The organism is Streptomyces olivaceus, assembly GCF_000721235.1.
GTDB classification, from domain to species: Bacteria; Actinomycetota; Actinomycetes; order Streptomycetales; family Streptomycetaceae; genus Streptomyces; species Streptomyces olivaceus.
Genome location: NZ_JOFH01000018.1, coordinates 18,128 through 33,122, shown reverse-complemented (window position 1 = coordinate 33,122; position 14,995 = coordinate 18,128). Strand labels below are relative to the sequence as shown.

At 69.8% G+C, this 14,995-nt stretch carries 16 protein-coding genes; 5 read left to right on the top strand and 11 right to left on the bottom strand.

Annotated elements, in window-relative coordinates; genetic code table 11:
* Positions 1–62 precede the first annotated feature (62 nt).
* Positions 63–296, bottom strand: a complete 234-nt coding sequence (locus IG94_RS0120615) for a PTS sugar transporter subunit IIB (RefSeq protein WP_030975226.1) — start codon at positions 294–296, stop codon at positions 63–65.
* A gap of 195 nt (positions 297–491) precedes the next feature.
* Between IG94_RS0120615 and IG94_RS0120610 the strand changes: the two genes are divergently transcribed.
* Positions 492–1,787, top strand: coding sequence for a PTS transporter subunit EIIC (locus IG94_RS0120610; RefSeq protein WP_031038845.1), 1,296 nt, complete (start codon positions 492–494; stop codon positions 1,785–1,787).
* Positions 1,788–1,968: 181 nt separating this feature from the next.
* Positions 1,969–3,219, top strand: a complete 1,251-nt coding sequence (locus tag IG94_RS0120605) for a PTS transporter subunit EIIC (protein ID WP_031038843.1) — start codon at positions 1,969–1,971, stop codon at positions 3,217–3,219.
* Between the two features lie 102 nt (positions 3,220–3,321).
* On the opposite strand, the gene IG94_RS0120600 is transcribed toward IG94_RS0120605, so the two are convergent.
* Complete coding sequence (locus tag IG94_RS0120600) at positions 3,322–4,074, bottom strand: MBL fold metallo-hydrolase (protein ID WP_031038839.1); 753 nt, start codon at positions 4,072–4,074, stop codon at positions 3,322–3,324.
* Between the two features lie 203 nt (positions 4,075–4,277).
* On the opposite strand from IG94_RS0120600, the gene IG94_RS0120595 reads away from it, so the two are divergent.
* Positions 4,278–4,754 (top strand): type II toxin-antitoxin system PemK/MazF family toxin, encoded by a 477-nt coding sequence (locus IG94_RS0120595; RefSeq protein ID WP_031038837.1) that lies wholly within the window; start codon positions 4,278–4,280, stop codon positions 4,752–4,754.
* A 22-nt stretch (positions 4,755–4,776) separates the two neighbouring features.
* On the opposite strand, the gene IG94_RS0120590 is transcribed toward IG94_RS0120595, so the two are convergent.
* The 7 genes from IG94_RS0120590 to clpS form a co-directional block, all read right to left on the bottom strand.
* Entirely contained in the window at positions 4,777–5,727 is a 951-nt protein-coding gene (locus IG94_RS0120590) for a PLP-dependent cysteine synthase family protein (RefSeq protein ID WP_031038835.1), read from the bottom strand.
* Positions 5,728–5,733: 6 nt separating this feature from the next.
* A complete protein-coding gene (locus IG94_RS0120585) occupies positions 5,734–6,021 on the bottom strand; it encodes a MoaD/ThiS family protein (RefSeq protein ID WP_031038831.1) in 288 nt (95 codons plus the stop codon).
* Between the two features lie 98 nt (positions 6,022–6,119).
* Positions 6,120–6,215, bottom strand: a complete 96-nt coding sequence (locus IG94_RS44220; protein ID WP_322784749.1) for a putative leader peptide — start codon at positions 6,213–6,215, stop codon at positions 6,120–6,122.
* 79 nt (positions 6,216–6,294) lie between these two features.
* Positions 6,295–6,717 carry a M67 family metallopeptidase gene (locus tag IG94_RS0120575; RefSeq protein WP_031038828.1) on the bottom strand — a complete coding sequence of 141 codons (423 nt, stop codon included), beginning with the start codon at positions 6,715–6,717 and terminating at the stop codon, positions 6,295–6,297.
* 170 nt (positions 6,718–6,887) lie between these two features.
* A complete protein-coding gene (locus IG94_RS0120570; RefSeq protein ID WP_031038822.1) occupies positions 6,888–8,315 on the bottom strand; it encodes an amino acid permease in 1,428 nt (475 codons plus the stop codon).
* A gap of 388 nt (positions 8,316–8,703) precedes the next feature.
* Complete coding sequence (locus IG94_RS0120565) at positions 8,704–9,312, bottom strand: DUF2017 domain-containing protein (protein ID WP_031038819.1); 609 nt, start codon at positions 9,310–9,312, stop codon at positions 8,704–8,706.
* 85 nt (positions 9,313–9,397) lie between these two features.
* On the bottom strand, positions 9,398–9,715 hold the full coding sequence (gene clpS, locus IG94_RS0120560; RefSeq protein WP_031038816.1) for an ATP-dependent Clp protease adapter ClpS: 318 nt from the start codon (positions 9,713–9,715) through the stop codon (positions 9,398–9,400).
* A gap of 97 nt (positions 9,716–9,812) precedes the next feature.
* Here clpS and IG94_RS0120555 point away from each other — a divergent pair, with 97 nt between their 5' ends.
* A complete protein-coding gene (locus IG94_RS0120555) occupies positions 9,813–11,168 on the top strand; it encodes a nicotinate phosphoribosyltransferase (protein WP_031038813.1) in 1,356 nt (451 codons plus the stop codon).
* Between the two features lie 94 nt (positions 11,169–11,262).
* A complete protein-coding gene (locus IG94_RS0120550) occupies positions 11,263–11,850 on the top strand; it encodes a nicotinamidase (RefSeq protein ID WP_031038809.1) in 588 nt (195 codons plus the stop codon).
* A gap of 16 nt (positions 11,851–11,866) precedes the next feature.
* Here the strand turns inward: IG94_RS0120550 and IG94_RS0120545 are convergent, their stop codons facing one another.
* Complete coding sequence (locus IG94_RS0120545; protein ID WP_031038807.1) at positions 11,867–12,217, bottom strand: hypothetical protein; 351 nt, start codon at positions 12,215–12,217, stop codon at positions 11,867–11,869.
* A 145-nt stretch (positions 12,218–12,362) separates the two neighbouring features.
* Positions 12,363–14,708: an immune inhibitor A domain-containing protein gene (locus IG94_RS0120540; RefSeq protein WP_031038803.1), complete on the bottom strand. Its 2,346-nt coding sequence runs from the start codon at positions 14,706–14,708 to the stop codon at positions 12,363–12,365.
* Positions 14,709–14,995: the final 287 nt, after the last annotated feature.

Here is a 14,995-nt window from a genome sequence, read left to right as displayed (position 1 = left end):
ACCGGCACGAGGGCCCCGGACACCGGCGACGCCGGCGTCCGGGGCCCTCGTGCGCGCACGGCTCACATCATGTCTTCGATCTCCGCGGCGATCGGGTCGGCGTCGGTGCCGATGACGACCTGGATGGCGGTGCCCATCTTGACGACGCCGTGGGCGCCGGCGGCCTTGAGGGCGGCTTCGTTGACCAGCTCGGGGTCGTTGACCTCGGTGCGGAGGCGGGTGATGCAGCCTTCGATCTCGTCGATGTTGTCGATGCCGCCGAGGCCGGCGACGATCTTCTCAGCCTTGCTGGCCATGTCGTCTCTCCCTGATCCGAACCGCTTTGTCGCAGTAACCCACAGTTGGCCCAGCTTCGCGAGCGGTCACGCGGCGGGTACCGAATGATGGCGTCACGACGGCGGAGCCGTGCGTCGACTGGTGGTCTACACCAGTGTACCGGCGCCCGGATGACGCCCGGTGGACGACCGGAGGGAGACCGGGGTGGAGCGCGGATGAGCGCGGACAGTGCGGCCGGGGCCGCCCGGGTCCGCTGGAACAAGGCGTTCCAGGGGCTGCAGAAGATGGGCCGGAGTCTTCAGCTGCCCATCGCGGTCCTGCCCGCCGCCGGCATCCTCAACCGGCTGGGGCAGCCGGACGTGTTCGGGGACGACGGTCTGGGCTGGTCGAACGTCTCGAAGGTGATGACCGGTGCGGGCGGCGCGCTGCTGGACGGTTCGCTGGGGCTGCCGCTGCTGTTCTGCGTGGGTGTGGCCATCGGGATGGCGCGGAAGGCGGACGGTTCGACGGCGCTGGCGGCGGTGGCGGGGTTCCTCGTCTACTACAACGTGCTGCGGCAGTTCCCGGAGGACTGCCCGGAGGGGTCGACGGCGGTGCCCCAGGTCGGGTGCCAACCGTCCGGCGGCGACGGCGAGGTCACGGCGTTCGTCTTCCAGAACCCGGGGGTCTTCGGCGGCATCGTGATGGGGCTGCTGACGGCGTACTTCTGGCAGCGGTTCCACCGGACGAGGCTGGTGGACTGGCTGGGCTTCTTCAACGGGCGCCGCCTGGTGCCGATCATCATGGCGTTCACGGCGATCGTGTTCGCGGCGCTGTGCCTGTGGGTGTGGCCGCCGGTCGGTGACGCGCTGGAGAGTTTCAGCGACTGGCTGACGGGGATCGGCGCGTGGGGCGCGGGGGTGTACGGGCTGGCGAACCGGGCCCTGCTGGTGATCGGCCTGCATCAGTTCCTGAACGTGCCGATGTGGTTCCAGTTCGGTTCGTACACGAAGCCGGACGGCACGGTGGTGCACGGCGACATCAACATGTTCCTGGCGGGCGATCCGGACGCGGGCCAGTTCACGACGGGCTTCTTCCCGATCATGATGTTCGCGCTGCCGGCGGCGGCGCTGGCGATCACGCACTGCGCGAAGCCGCACCGCCGCAAGGAGGTCGGCGGTCTGATGCTGTCGGTGGCGCTGACGTCGTTCGTGACGGGGATCACGGAGCCGCTGGAGTACTCGTTCCTTTTCGTCGCGCCGCTGCTGTACGCGGTGCACGTGGTGCTGACGGGCGTGTCGATGGCGGTGACGTGGGCGCTGGGGGTGAAGGACGGGTTCAGCTTCTCGGCGGGGCTGATCGACTACGTCATCAACTGGAACCTGGCGACGAAACCGTGGCTGATCGTTCCGATCGGGCTGTGCTTCGCGGCGCTGTACTACGCGGTCTTCCGGTTCGCGATCACGAGGTTCGACCTGAAGACTCCGGGGCGGGAGCCCGAGGACGAGGTGGAGGACGTCACCAAGGGATAGACCTCACGTACTCTTGGAGGCGTGGTCTCGCGAAGGCCCTCGGACACCGGTCCGGGGGCCTTCGACGCGCGCACGGCGCGTAGCCCGGCGGTAGCGGAATCACGGGTTCCTTACGCCGCCTTCATCGTGCTAAAACAGGTCTACACCACTGAGTGGTGTAGACCACCACGATGGAGGAAGTATGAGCACCGCCACCGACAAGGCGGCCCCCGCAAAGAAGCGGGGATCCGGTCTTTTCCAGGGGCTGCAGAAGGTCGGCCGCAGCCTGCAGCTCCCGATCGCCGTGCTGCCGGCGGCGGGCATCATGGTCCGGCTCGGCCAGGACGACATCTTCGGCAAGGACGGCCTGGGCTGGGACAAGGTCGCAGCCGTCTTCAACAACGCGGGTGGTGCGCTCACCGGTTCGCTGCCGATCCTGTTCTGCATAGGCGTGGCGATCGGCTTCGCCAAGAAGGCCGACGGCTCGACCGCCCTGGCCGCGGTGGTCGGCTTCCTCGTCTACAGCAAGGTCCTGGAGGCCTTCCCGGTCACCGAGGCGGTGGTCAAGCAGGGCGAGGACGTCGCCGCGACGTACAACGACCCGGGTGTGCTCGGCGGCATCATCATGGGTCTGCTCTCCGCCGTGCTGTGGCAGCGGTTCCACCGCACCAAGCTGGTGGACTGGCTCGGCTTCTTCAACGGCCGCCGCCTGGTGCCGATCATCATGGCGTTCGTCGGCATCGTGGTGGGTGTCTTCTTCGGTCTGGTCTGGGAGCCCATCGGCGACGGCATCTCCAACTTCGGTGAGTGGATGACCGGCCTCGGCTCCGGCGGCGCCGCCCTCTTCGGCGGTGTGAACCGCGCGCTGATCCCGGTCGGCATGCACCAGTTCGTGAACACGGTGGCCTGGTTCCAGCTCGGCGACTTCACCAACTCCGCCGGTGAGGTCGTGCACGGTGACATCACCCGCTTCCTGGCCGGTGACCCGTCGGCCGGCATCTTCCAGTCGGGCTTCTTCCCGATCATGATGTTCGGCCTGCCGGCCGCCGCGCTGGCGATGGCGCACACCGCCCGCCCGGAACGCCGCAAGGCCGTCCTCGGCATGATGGTCTCGCTCGCCCTCACCTCGTTCGTCACCGGTGTGACCGAGCCGATCGAGTTCTCGTTCATGTTCATCGCGCCCGTCCTGTACGTGCTGCACGCGGTGCTGACCGCCGTCTCGATGGCCGTCACGTGGGGCCTGGGTGTGCACGCCGGCTTCAACTTCTCGGCCGGTGCCATCGACTACGCCCTCAACTGGCACCTGGCGACCAAGCCCTGGCTGATCATCCCGATCGGTCTCGTCTTCGCGGCGATCTACTACGTGACGTTCCGTTTCGCGATCGTCAAGTTCAACCTCAAGACCCCGGGCCGCGAGCCCGAGGAGGAGGTCGAGGACCTCACGAAGGCGTGAGCGTCCGCCGTACGGCATGACGAGGGCCCCGGAACCGGTGAAGGTTCCGGGGCCCTCGCGCATGTCCTGCCGCCGGCCGCGTCCGTGTGCGGCCGCCTCGCCTCAGATCTCGTACACCGCACCCGCCGTCGCTGCCTCCACCGCGCCGGCGTAGGCCTCGCGCGCGTCGGTCAGGTTGGTCTCGGGGTCGGTCCACGGGGGGATGTGGGTGAGGACCAGGCGGCGGGCGGCGGCGCGGGCGGCGGTCTCGCCCGCCTCGCGGCCGTTGAGGTGGAGGTCGGGGATGCTCTCCTTGCCGTGCGTGAAGGCGGCCTCGCACAGGAACAGGTCGGTGTCGCGGGCGAGTTCGTCCAGCACGGGGGTGACTCCCGTGTCGCCGGAGTACGTCAGCGAGCGGCCGCCGTGCTCGACGCGGATGGCGTAGGCCTCCACGGGGTGGGCGACGCGCTCGGTGTGCACGGTGAACGGGCCGACCTCGAACGTGGACGGCTTGACCGTGTGGAAGTCGAACACCTCGCTCATCGAGGAGGCGGAGGGGGTGTCGGCGTAGGCGGTGGTCAGCCGGTGCTCGGTGCCCTCGGGTCCGTAGACCGGGAGCGGGGGGCAGCGGCCGCCGTCGTGCCGGTAGTAGCGCGCCACGAAATAGGCGCACATGTCGATGCAGTGGTCGGCGTGCAGGTGGCTGAGGAAGATCGCGTCGAGGTCGTAGAGACCGCAGTGGCGCTGCAGCTCGCCCAGGGCGCCGTTGCCCATGTCGAGAAGCAGCCGGAAGCCGTCGGCCTCGACGAGGTAGCTCGAGCAGGCCGATTCCGCGGACGGGAACGACCCCGAGCAGCCGACGACGGTGAGCTTCATGAAGCAGAAACCTCCGCTGGCGCGTGTGGAGAGACGGGGGTCGTGCGGTTCGTCGAGCGTAAGGCGCAAAACCTTCGGTCGCTCCTCCGCCGTGGGCCGTTGTGGGCGAACTCACCTGCGGTGTCACCGGTTCGGCTGGATGTGGGGCGCGCGGGGCCGTGGAAGGGGCTCGCGGGGAGAGTGCGCGCCGGTACCGTCTGGGTATGGACGCGTCCTGGTGGCTCGCCTTCGCGGCGGTGGTTCTGCTCGCGCTCGTCGCCACGGTCGTCGACGGCTGGGGGCGGGGGCGGCGGCCGCCGTCCCGGCCGGGTGGCAGCCGGCGCCCGCCGGGACGTCCGGCCGGGCCCGCGGGGCAGCGGGGACGGGCGCCGCGGCCGCGGCCCGCGGAGATCTGGTGGGCGAACGTGCCGTACGAGGACTCCGACGGCGCGAAGGACCGGCCGTGCCTGGTGATCTCGGTGCGCGGGCGGCGGGCGCTGGTCGCGAAGATCACCAGCCGGCGGCGGGAGGGGCGGGCCGGGGTGATCGCGCTGCCGCCGGGCGCGGTCGGGGACGCGCGGGGGCGGACGAGCTATCTGGAGACCGACGAGCTGCGGCGGGTGCCGGTGGGCGACTTCCGGCGCCGGGTGGGGGTGGTGGACCCGGTCCTGTGGGACCAGGTCCGTCACCTCGCGCGGTAGCCGCCCGCCGGTCCGGTCCCGGTCAGGCCCAGAGCTGGCCGTGCAGGGTCTCGATGGCCGCCTCGGTGGTGGCCGCCGTGTAGACCCCGGTGGAAAGGTACTTCCAGCCGCCGTCGGCGACGACGAACACGATGTCGGCGCTCTCCCCGGCCTTCACCGCCTTCTTCCCGACGCCGATCGCGGCGTGCAGGGCGGCGCCGGTGGAGACGCCCGCGAAGATGCCCTCCTGCTGGAGCAGCTCCCGGGTGCGGGTGACCGCGTCGGCCGAGCCCACCGAGAAGCGGGTGGTGAGCACGGAGGCGTCGTACAGCTCGGGCACGAAGCCCTCGTCGAGGTTGCGCAGGCCGTACACCAGGTCGTCGTAGCGCGGCTCGGCGGCGACGATCTTCACGTCGGGCTTGTGCTCGCGCAGGAAGCGGCCGACGCCCATCAGGGTGCCGGTGGTGCCGAGTCCGGCCACGAAGTGGGTGACGGAGGGCAGGTCTGCGAGGATCTCGGGGCCGGTGCCGGCGTAGTGGGCGCCCGCGTTGTCCGGGTTGCCGTACTGGTAGAGCATCACCCAGTCCGGGTGCTCGGCGGAGAGTTCCTTGGCGACCCGTACGGCGGTGTTGGAGCCGCCCGCGGCCGGGGAGGAGATGATCTCCGCGCCCCACATGGCGAGCAGGTCCCGGCGTTCCCGGGAGGTGTTCTCGGGCATCACGCAGACGATCCGGTAGCCCTTGAGCCTGGCGGCCATGGCCAGTGAGATGCCGGTGTTGCCGCTGGTCGGCTCCAGGATCGTGCAGCCCTGGGTGAGGCGGCCGTCCTTCTCCGCCTGCTCGATCATGTGGAGCGCGGGGCGGTCCTTGATGGAGCCGGTCGGATTGCGGTCCTCCAGCTTGGCCCAGATCCGGACGTCGTCGGACGGCGACAGCCGCGGCAGGCACACCAGAGGGGTGTTGCCCACCGCGGCCAGCGGAGAGTCGTAACGCATCGGCGATCAGGCCGCGCCGCCGGCGACCGCCGGCAGGATCGTGATGCTGTCGCCGTCGCTCAGCTTGGTCTCGACGCCGTCCAGGAAGCGGACGTCCTCGTCGTTCAGGTAGACGTTGACGAAGCGGCGCAGCTGGTCGCCGTTGTCCGCGTCGACGAGTCGGGCCCGGATGCCCGTGTGCCGGGTCTCCAGGTCGGCGAAGAGGTTGGCGAGGGTGTCCCCGGAGCCCTCCACCGCCTTCTGACCGTCGGTGTACTGGCGGAGGATGGTCGGGATGCGGACCTCGATGGCCATGGCTGAGGGCTCCTGTCGGGAGTTCGGAGTGGGTTCTGTGGCGCGCGGCGGCACACGGCGGCCCGCCGCGGCTCACGGCCGACGGCGGCGGCGGATGATCAACAGATGGCGCTTTTCAGCCTGCACAGGTCGACGTGCAGCCGCGCCACGAGCAGCGTGCCCGGCGCTTTCTCGCTCACGTCGTGAAGAACCATGGGTTCATCGTATCGATTCCCGGTCCGGCTCCCGGAGTGTGATCTCACCTGATGGACCCATTTCGTCCGCTGTTCGAGATCAGTACGCCTCGACGACCTTGACCTCCTCCTCCGTGACCTCTCCCTCCACGATCCGGTACGAGCGGAACTGGAAGTCGCCGGCGCCGTCGGCGTCCGCGGTGGAGACCAGGACGTAGTGGGCGCCGGGCTCGTTGGCGTAGGTGATGTCGGTGCGGGAGGGGTAGGCCTCGGTCGCGGTGTGCGAGTGGTAGACGACCGCCGGCTCCTCGTCGCGGTCGTCCATCTCGCGGTAGAGCTTGAGCAGGTCCTGCGAGTCGAACTCGTAGAACGTGGGCGAGCGGGCGGCGTTCAGCATCGGGATGAACCGCTCGGGGCGCCCCTCGCCCACGGGACCGGCCACCACGCCGCACGCCTCGTCGGGGTGGTCCTCGCGCGCGTGGGCGACGATCTGGTCGTACAGGGCCTGGGTGATGGTCAGCATGCGGCCAGGATAAGCAGACGGGCCGGCCCGTACCGAGGGATGGTACGGACCGGCCCGTATGCCGGACGTCCTGAGCGGCGGCCGCCGGGGACGCCACGAACGCCCCCGGCGACCGGACGTCCTGGGCGCGCGATGAACGCGCTGGTCAGGCGATCCTGTCAGTCGGTCTGTCAGCCGATCTGCTCGAACTCCGCGTCGCCGCGCCGCTCGGTGACCGCCGGGTTGCGGCTCTTGAGCACCGCCCAGCCGATGCCGAGGGCGACGGCCCAGCCCGCCATCACGTACAGGCAGACGCGGGCCTCGGAGTCGTAGGCGACGAGGCAGGTGACGAAGAGCAGGAAGGCGATGGCGATGTAGGAGCACACCGATCCGCCGGGCGCCGGGAAGGACGAGGCGGGCAGGCGGCCCGCGACGACCTTGCGCCGGTAGCGCACGTGGCTGATGAGGATCATCAGCCACGTCCAGATGCCGGCCGCGGTGGCCAGCGAGGTGACGTAGCCGAAGGCCTTCTCCGGGACGACGTAGTTCAGTACCACGCCGATGCCCATGAAGACGGCGGAGACGGCGATGCCGAAGGCGGGGGTCCGGGTCGAGGAGAGGCGGTTGAAGATCCTCGGGGCCTCGCCGTTGTCCGCGAGGGTGCGCAGCATGCGGCCCGTGGAGTACATGCCGGAGTTGCAGGACGACAGGGCGGCGGTGAGCACCACGAAGTTGACGATGCCGGCGCCCGCCGGGATGCCGATGACCGCGAAGGCCTCCACGAAGGGGCTGACGCCCTCGCCGAACTCGGTCCACTTGACCACGGCGAGGATCACGGTGAGCGCGCCGACGTAGAAGAGGGCGATGCGCCAGGGCAGCGTGTTGATCGCCTTGGGGAGGGTCTTCTCCGGGTTCTCGGACTCGCCTGCGGTGACGCCGACCAGCTCGACGGCGAGGTAGGCGAACATGACGCCCTGGAGGGTCATCAGGGACGAGCCGATGCCCTTGGGGAAGAAGCCGTCGAACTCCCACAGGTTGGAGACGGCGGCGGTGTCGCCGGCCTGGCTGAAGCCGAGGGTGAGCACGCCGATGCCGATCACGATCATGCCGATGATGGCGGTGACCTTGACCATCGAGAACCAGAACTCGATCTCGCCGAAGAGCTTCACCGAGATCAGGTTGGCCACGAACAGCAGGACGAGGAAGACCAGGGCCGACACCCACTGCGGGATGTCCGGGAACCAGTAGTGGATGTAGATGGCGGCGGCGGTCAGCTCCGCCATGCCGGTGACCACCCACATCAGCCAGTACGTCCAGCCGGTGAAGTAGCCGAAGAAGGGGCCGAGGAACTCGCGCGAGTACTCGGCGAACGAGCCGGAGACGGGACGGTAGAGGAGCAGCTCGCCGAGGGCCCGCATGATGAAGAAGATGATCACGCCCGCGAGGGCGTACATGAGGATGATGCTGGGACCGGCCTTGGCGATGTTGGCCCCGGCGCCGAGGAAGAGGCCGACGCCGATGGCGCCGCCGATCGCGATCATCTGGACCTGGCGGCTGTTGAGACCGCGCTCGTAGCCCTCTTCGGGGGCTTTGTCCGTGTCGACCTGCGCAGAGGTCATGTGTGGTGCGCCTTTCTCCATGCCGATCCGGACCTTCTCTCGGCCGCGGATCGGGTCTCGATCCCCCCGGATGATGGAGCTGAGCGGGCCTCACATCCCGCTCGTTGCCTGGCCGGCGGTCCGCCGGCTCGGTGGCGCACCCGGCCGAACATTCGGGTGGTGTTCGCCGGGCGGTCGTGAAGATTTACCACGCCGGCGACGACGATCACAGGGGCCGACTGTGACGTGCCCCACAGGGAGAAGGGGACAAACGGCGCCCCCGGGGTGCAAAAAAGGGCACGGGTTTGACGGGATCGTTATCCGGATTTGAGGCTCCGCTGAGCGGACACGGAGGGTGACCGGGTGGGGCGGTGGAGGGGCGCACCCGGAGACGGCCGGAGCGGCGCGCTCAGGGCAGCAGGGTCGCCACGAGCGACTCCTGGAGGCCGCCCAGCCACAGGTACGCCATCACCATCGGCTTGCGCGGGTCGTCGTCCGGGAGCCGGTAGAGCAGGTCGGTGTCGTCCTCGTCGGCGATGTCGAGGCGGGAGCCGATGGCGAGGCGCAGGTCGTTCAGGGTGCCCAGCCACTGCCGGGATTCGTCCGCCGACAGCTTCAGCACCGCCCCGCCCCCGCCGGCGGAGGCGGACGCGACGCCGTCCAGCGCGCGGATCACGGCGAGGGCGCCCTCGCGCTTGCCGGCCCGCAGGTCGTTCTCGGTGTAGCGGCGGAACTCCGCGGAGTACTCCCGCTGCTCCTCGGCCTCCCGGGCCTGCGGGGTGCCCTGCGGATCGCCGTAGGCGTCCGGGAACAGGCGGCGCAGCACCGGGTCGGAGGGCGGCTCGCTCGGGCCCTCGGCGAACAGCTCGGCGAGCGGGTCGTCGGAGGCGTCCTCGGCGGGGCCCGGGCCGATCAGCTCCAGGAGCTGCACGGCCAGCGAGCGGATGATCGAGATCTCGACGTCGTCGAGAGCGACGGCCGCGCCGCCGCCGGGGAGCGGTTCGAACTGTCCTGACATGGGGGCGATTCAGCTACTTCCGTCTACTTCCGTCCCGCGGACGGGCGTGGGCGGGTGCGGGCGGGCGGGCACGGGCGGGCGCGGGTCATTTCCGGTCGTGCTGGAGGGTGGCCCACAGGCCGTAGCCGTGCATGGCCTGGACGTCCCGCTCCATCTCCTCGCGCGAGCCGCTGGAGACGACGGCCCGGCCCTTGTGGTGGACGTCCATCATCAGCTTGGTGGCCTTGTCCTTGGAGTAGCCGAAGTACGACTGGAAGACGTATGTCACGTAGCTCATGAGGTTGACCGGGTCGTTGTGCACGATCGTCACCCAGGGCACGTCGGGCTCGGGTACGGAGAAGACCTCCTCCGCCGGCTCGGTCTTCTCGATCTCCATGGGTGCGGCTGCCGTCACATGGCCCATGCTGCCACCACAGAGGGGCACCCGCACAAACGGGCCTGTGGGCCATGCCACGCACCTACAAATCGTCAGAGTGACGAAATGGGGGTACGATCCAGCCATGCACACAGCGGACCTAGGGCTGCCGGTCGACGTTCCCTCCACGGCGCTCTTCACGGATCAGTACGAGCTGACCATGCTCCAGGCGGCGCTCAGGGCGGGCACGGCCGGGCGGCGCAGCGTCTTCGAGGTCTTCACGCGCCGGCTGCCCGACGGGCGCCGCTACGGCGTCCTGGCGGGCACCGGGCGGGTCCTGGACGCGGTGGAGAACTTCCGCTTCGACCCCGACGTCCTGCGCTTCCTGCGCGAGCGGCACATCGTGGACGCCGAGACCCTGGACTGGCTGGCGCAGTACCGTTTCAGCGGCGACATCTGGGGCTACCCCGAGGGGGAGGTGTACTTCCCGGGCTCGCCGGTCCTGCGGGTCGAGGGGACCTTCGGGGAGTGCGTGCTCCTCGAGACGGTGATCCTCTCCATCCTCAACCACGACTCGGCGATCGCCGCCGCGGCCTCCCGGATGTCCTCGGCCGCCGGGGACCGCCCGCTGATCGAGATGGGGGCCCGCCGCACCCACGAGCTGGCCGCCGTCGCCGCCGCCCGCTCCGCCTACGTCGGCGGCTTCGCCACCACCTCCGACCTGGCCGCCGGCTTCCGCTACAACATCCCCACCGTCGGCACCTCCGCCCACGCCTTCACCCTGCTGCACGACAACGAGCGCGAGGCATTCCGGGCCCAGGTCGACTCCCTCGGCGCGGACACCACGCTGCTGGTGGACACCTACGACGTCGCCGAGGCCGTCCGCACGGCAGTGGAGGTCGCCGGGCCCGGTCTCGGCGCCGTGCGCATCGACTCCGGCGACCTGCTGCTGGTCGCCCACCGGGTGCGCCAGCAGCTCGACGAGCTGGGCGCCAACGGCACGCGGATCGTCGTGACGTCGGACCTGGACGAGTACGCCATCGCCTCGCTGGCGGCGGCGCCCGTGGACGCGTACGGCGTCGGCACGCAGCTGGTGACCGGGTCCGGGCATCCGACGGCCTCGATGGTCTACAAGCTGGTAGCCCGCGCGGAGTCGGGTGCGGCCGGCGACGACGCCGCGCCGCTGGTGCCGGTGGCCAAGAAGTCCAGCGGCGGCAAGACGTCCGTCGGCGGGCGCAAGTGGGCCGCCCGTCGCCTGGACTCCGAGGGGCACGCCGAGGCGGAGGTGCTCGGCACCGGACCGGTGCCCGCCTCCCTCGCCGACCGGCAGCTCCTGGTCCAGCTGGTCAAGGGCGGCGAGGTGGTCGCCCGCGAGCCGCTGGACGCCGCCCGCGACCGGCACACGGCCGCCCGCGCCAACCTCCCGCTCTCCGCCACCCAGCTCTCCCGAGGGGAACCCGTCATTCCGACGGAGTACTGGCACGAGGGGTCGGGTAGCTAAAGCAGGTGCGGCCCCGCAAGGCCCGATTCAGCCCCGTCCGTCCAGCCACTGCCCGCTCCCGCCCCACAGCCGCCCCAGCCGAAGGACACCGACCATGCGCCGCGCCCTGATCGTCGTAGACGTGCAGAACGACTTCTGCGAGGGAGGCAGCCTCGCGGTGTCCGGCGGCGCCGACGTGGCCGCCGCCATCACCGAGCTGATCGGGCAGGCGCCCGCCGGCTACCGCCACGTCGTGGCCACCCGCGACCACCACGTGGCGCCGGGCGGCCACTTCGCCGACAACCCGGACTACGTCCACTCCTGGCCGGCGCACTGCGTCGCCGGTACCGAGGGCGTCGGCTTCCACCCGAACTTCGCCCCCGCCGTCGCTTCCGGCGCCATAGACGCCGTCTTCGACAAGGGGGCGTACTCGGCGGCCTACAGCGGCTTCGAGGGCGCCGACGAGAACGGCACACCGCTCGCCGAGTGGCTGCGGTCCCGGGAGATCGACGAGGTCGACGTCGTCGGCATCGCCACGGACCACTGCGTGCGGGCCACCGCCCTGGACGCCGCCCGCGAGGGCTTCCGCACCCAGGTGCTGCTGGACCTGACCGCCGGGGTCGCCCCCGAGACCACCGAGCGGGCCCTGGAGCAGCTGCGGGAGGCGGGGGTGGAGCTGTCCGGGAAGCCGGTCGTGCAGTAGCGGGCTCCTGGCGCCCTCACCCGCTGGGTCTGGGGGCCGGGCGTCTGAGCAGCGCCCGGATCGGATGCCACAGCTCCTGGACCCGCTCCGGGCCGGCCACCGCTCCGGAGACCGGCGCCGTGCGCCATATCAGGCCGTCCGGATGGTGCAGGACCGCGGTGATCTCGTCCGGGGTCGGCGGGGCCGCGTTGCCCCGCAGGTAGACCGGGCGCAACCCCAGGTTGCGCAGCCTGGTCAGGGCGCGCGACCGGTTGCGGGCGTGGACGAGGAAGCGCACGCCTCCGGTGTCCGGGCCGATGGGGCTGGGCAGGTTCAGTGCCACCACCACCGTGCCGTTCGGCAGCTTGCAGAAGCCTCCTGCGGCCATGCGTCATACCCCCGAGTCAGCCTGGGTCGGTCCGGGTGTCGGGCCCGGTGTCAATAAGAGAACCACAGGACGCACCTAAACACGGATCGGCGGTGACCCGCCAGGGGGTCACCGCCGATCATGCTCTGAACTGGGGAAATGCTATTTACCTGCCCGCGGGGCCGACTTCCAGCTCGATCGTCGAGCCGTTCTTGGCCTCCTTGAGGATCTTGATCTTCGTGTTGGTGTCAGTGATCTTGACGCCGCCGGTCGGGTTCGCCGGGTCGTAGTAGTCGTTCTTGCGGTCGTTGAAGACCGAGACGCCCTTCGAGCCCGGGACGTACTTCGCGACGTCCGCCTTGTGCAGCGTCATGCCGTCCGTGCGGTAGAGGCTGAACGGCGAGTCGTAGGCCTGGAAGCGGTTGCGCATCAGCGTGCCGTCCTTCCACTTCAGCGCGGTCGGGTGCGAGTCGACCGGCAGGACCAGACCGGTGCCGGGGTGCTGGCTGGTGTTGTTGTCCGCCTGGGAGGTGTCCCACTTCCAGATCAACAGGCCGTTCTGGTACGCGTAGTGCTCGACCCAGTTCGGCCGCTCGGAGAAACCGAAGTTGTACGGGCCGGTCTTCAGCGTCTTGTCGTACGACGCGTACTGCCGGTTCTCGGCGATGTAGTACTGCGCGTAGTCCTTGGTGAAGGACGCGCCCTTGCGGGTGAAGCCGTCCGCCGTCCACGCGGCGTCCTCGGTCTCCGCGTTGTCGGAGAAGAGCGTCTCGCCGTCGGCGGTCACCGCGATCCGGTCGGCGGCGAAGCCCTTCATCGCGAGGCCGCCGTCGGTCTGGTAGCGGAAGCGCAGGTCGATCTTCTGGCCGGCGTAGGCGTCCAGCGGGTAGACCAGCTTGCCGTAGGCGTCGACGGTGGCGCTCAGGGCGGGCTTGTCGCTGCCGTCGCGCTGGATGGGCTGTCCGTCGAACGTGCCGTCCACGGCGGTCCAGTTGGCGCCGCCGTCGGTGGAGACCTCGGTGTAGAGGAAGTCGTAGTCGGCCTCGATGTCGTACCAGCCGTCCAGGGTGAGGGAGGCGGAGGACTTGCCGGTGAGGTCGACGCTGCGGGTCAGCGTGTTCTTGAGGTCGTTGCCGCTGCCGCTCCACCACTGGCTCTCGCCCTCGGCGGGGGCGACGATCTCGGTGGTGACCGCCTTCTTCGGCAGTTCGACGACCAGGCCCTGCTTGTGCTTGGTGTTGTACTCGGCCAGGCCCAGCTTGTGCCAGGAGTCGACGCCCGCCTTGGCGGTGTCGTAGTTCAGCCAGCCCAGCTGCAGCTTGTCCCAGGCGTTCATGTCGCCGGGCAGGTCGCCGATCTCGTTGCGACCGGTGCCGAGCCAGGAACCGGACGACATCAGCGTCCAGAAGCCGGTGGAGTTGTCGCCGCCCGCGGTGTCGTAGTGGTCCGGCAGGCCGAGGTCGTGGCCGTACTCGTGGGCGTAGACGCCGAGTCCGCCGTTCTCCGGCTGGATGGTGTAGTCGCCGACCCAGATGCCGGTGTCGCCGATCTGGGTGCCGCCGAGCTTGTTGTCGCCGGGGCCGGTGTTGCCCGCGTCGGTGCCGAAGGCGTACCAGCGGTGGGCCCAGATGGCGTCCTCGCCCTGCGCGCCGCCGCCGGCGGACTCGTCCTCGCCGGCGTGCACGATCTGGAAGTGGTCGATGTAGCCGTCCGGCTCGTTGAAGTCGCCGTCGCCGTCGTAGTCGTAGCGGTCCCACTGGTCGTACTGGGCGAGCTGGGACTTGATCTGGGCGTCGGTCCGGCCGGCCGCCTTCTGGTCCTCGACCCAGGCGGTGACGCCGTCCTGCACCGCGTACCAGGCGCAGTTGTCCGGGTCGCACTTGTTGGAGCCGTAGCGGGCCTCGTTGTAGGGGACCTTGACCCAGTCGGAGACCTCGCCGTCGACGGAGTAGCGGCCGGAGGACTGCTTCTCGTAGTACGTCTTGACCGAGTTGACGCCCTCGCCGGAACCGAAGTACAGGTCCTGGAAGTGCTCCTGGTCGTAGTCCTCCTTCCAGGCCGTCGAGTTGTCGGACTTGCGGTCCGGCTCGGCTATCTCGTTGTGCAGCGGGCCGGCGTCGCCGCCGTAGCGGCTGTCGGTCTTGTCGCCGAACTCGACCAGGATGGTGAAGATCTTGTCGGTCTTCTCCCGGCCCAGTTCTACGTACTTGGCGTCGCCCTTCTTGCTCTTGAGCTGGACGACGTTGGAGCCGTCCTTCTTCTTCACCGAGGCGTCGCCGGATATGACCTGCTTCAGCGCCTCCTCGCGCTGGGCGGCCTGCGTGTCGCTCAGCGGGCCCTTGAGGTCGTGGGAGCGCGTGGTGCCGTCCGGGCTCGGGTCGTGGCGGTTCACGGCCTCCGGCCGGGACGGCGAGTCCGCCTGCGCCACTCCGGCCGCGGAGAGCGTGGCGGTGGCCGCGGCGAGTGCGACGGTGGTCGCCGCCGTTCTGAACGTCCAGGATCTACTGGTCACTTGAGTTCCTCCCCCGCGTTCACGCGCGCGGATGGGGGGACAGGGACAGTGCGAAGTCCGCGCACACGTGCTCAACGCGTGTAGTCAAGTGACGACATTTGACTACTGGTTCACCGGAAAAGACAGACCTTGACTTGAGCAGAACAATTGCACTATGCGGAGCCCCCGTCCGATTTGCGGACACCGGACCACGGCCTCCGGGCGGGCCGACGGCGCGCGGTACCGTCCACCGGCCGGACGCCATGAATCCGTGCGCCCCCCGTGCATCGGCCATGTCGGTTAGGTGG

Excerpts from the sequence above, each read along its gene's own strand:
- IG94_RS0120615 (WP_030975226.1), bottom strand. The coding sequence starts at position 296 with ATGGCCAGCAAGGCTGAGAAGATCGTCGCCGGCCTCGGCGGCATCGAC.
- IG94_RS0120610 (WP_031038845.1), top strand. The coding sequence starts at position 492 with ATGAGCGCGGACAGTGCGGCCGGGGCCGCCCGGGTCCGCTGGAACAAG.
- IG94_RS0120605 (WP_031038843.1), top strand. The coding sequence starts at position 1,969 with ATGAGCACCGCCACCGACAAGGCGGCCCCCGCAAAGAAGCGGGGATCC.
- IG94_RS0120600 (WP_031038839.1), bottom strand. The coding sequence starts at position 4,074 with ATGAAGCTCACCGTCGTCGGCTGCTCGGGGTCGTTCCCGTCCGCGGAA.
- IG94_RS0120595 (WP_031038837.1), top strand. The coding sequence starts at position 4,278 with ATGGACGCGTCCTGGTGGCTCGCCTTCGCGGCGGTGGTTCTGCTCGCG.
- IG94_RS0120590 (WP_031038835.1), bottom strand. The coding sequence starts at position 5,727 with ATGCGTTACGACTCTCCGCTGGCCGCGGTGGGCAACACCCCTCTGGTG.
- IG94_RS0120585 (WP_031038831.1), bottom strand. The coding sequence starts at position 6,021 with ATGGCCATCGAGGTCCGCATCCCGACCATCCTCCGCCAGTACACCGAC.
- IG94_RS44220 (WP_322784749.1), bottom strand. The coding sequence starts at position 6,215 with ATGGTTCTTCACGACGTGAGCGAGAAAGCGCCGGGCACGCTGCTCGTG.
- IG94_RS0120575 (WP_031038828.1), bottom strand. The coding sequence starts at position 6,717 with ATGCTGACCATCACCCAGGCCCTGTACGACCAGATCGTCGCCCACGCG.
- IG94_RS0120570 (WP_031038822.1), bottom strand. The coding sequence starts at position 8,315 with ATGACCTCTGCGCAGGTCGACACGGACAAAGCCCCCGAAGAGGGCTAC.
- IG94_RS0120565 (WP_031038819.1), bottom strand. The coding sequence starts at position 9,312 with ATGTCAGGACAGTTCGAACCGCTCCCCGGCGGCGGCGCGGCCGTCGCT.
- clpS (WP_031038816.1), bottom strand. The coding sequence starts at position 9,715 with ATGGGCCATGTGACGGCAGCCGCACCCATGGAGATCGAGAAGACCGAG.
- IG94_RS0120555 (WP_031038813.1), top strand. The coding sequence starts at position 9,813 with ATGCACACAGCGGACCTAGGGCTGCCGGTCGACGTTCCCTCCACGGCG.
- IG94_RS0120550 (WP_031038809.1), top strand. The coding sequence starts at position 11,263 with ATGCGCCGCGCCCTGATCGTCGTAGACGTGCAGAACGACTTCTGCGAG.
- IG94_RS0120545 (WP_031038807.1), bottom strand. The coding sequence starts at position 12,217 with ATGGCCGCAGGAGGCTTCTGCAAGCTGCCGAACGGCACGGTGGTGGTG.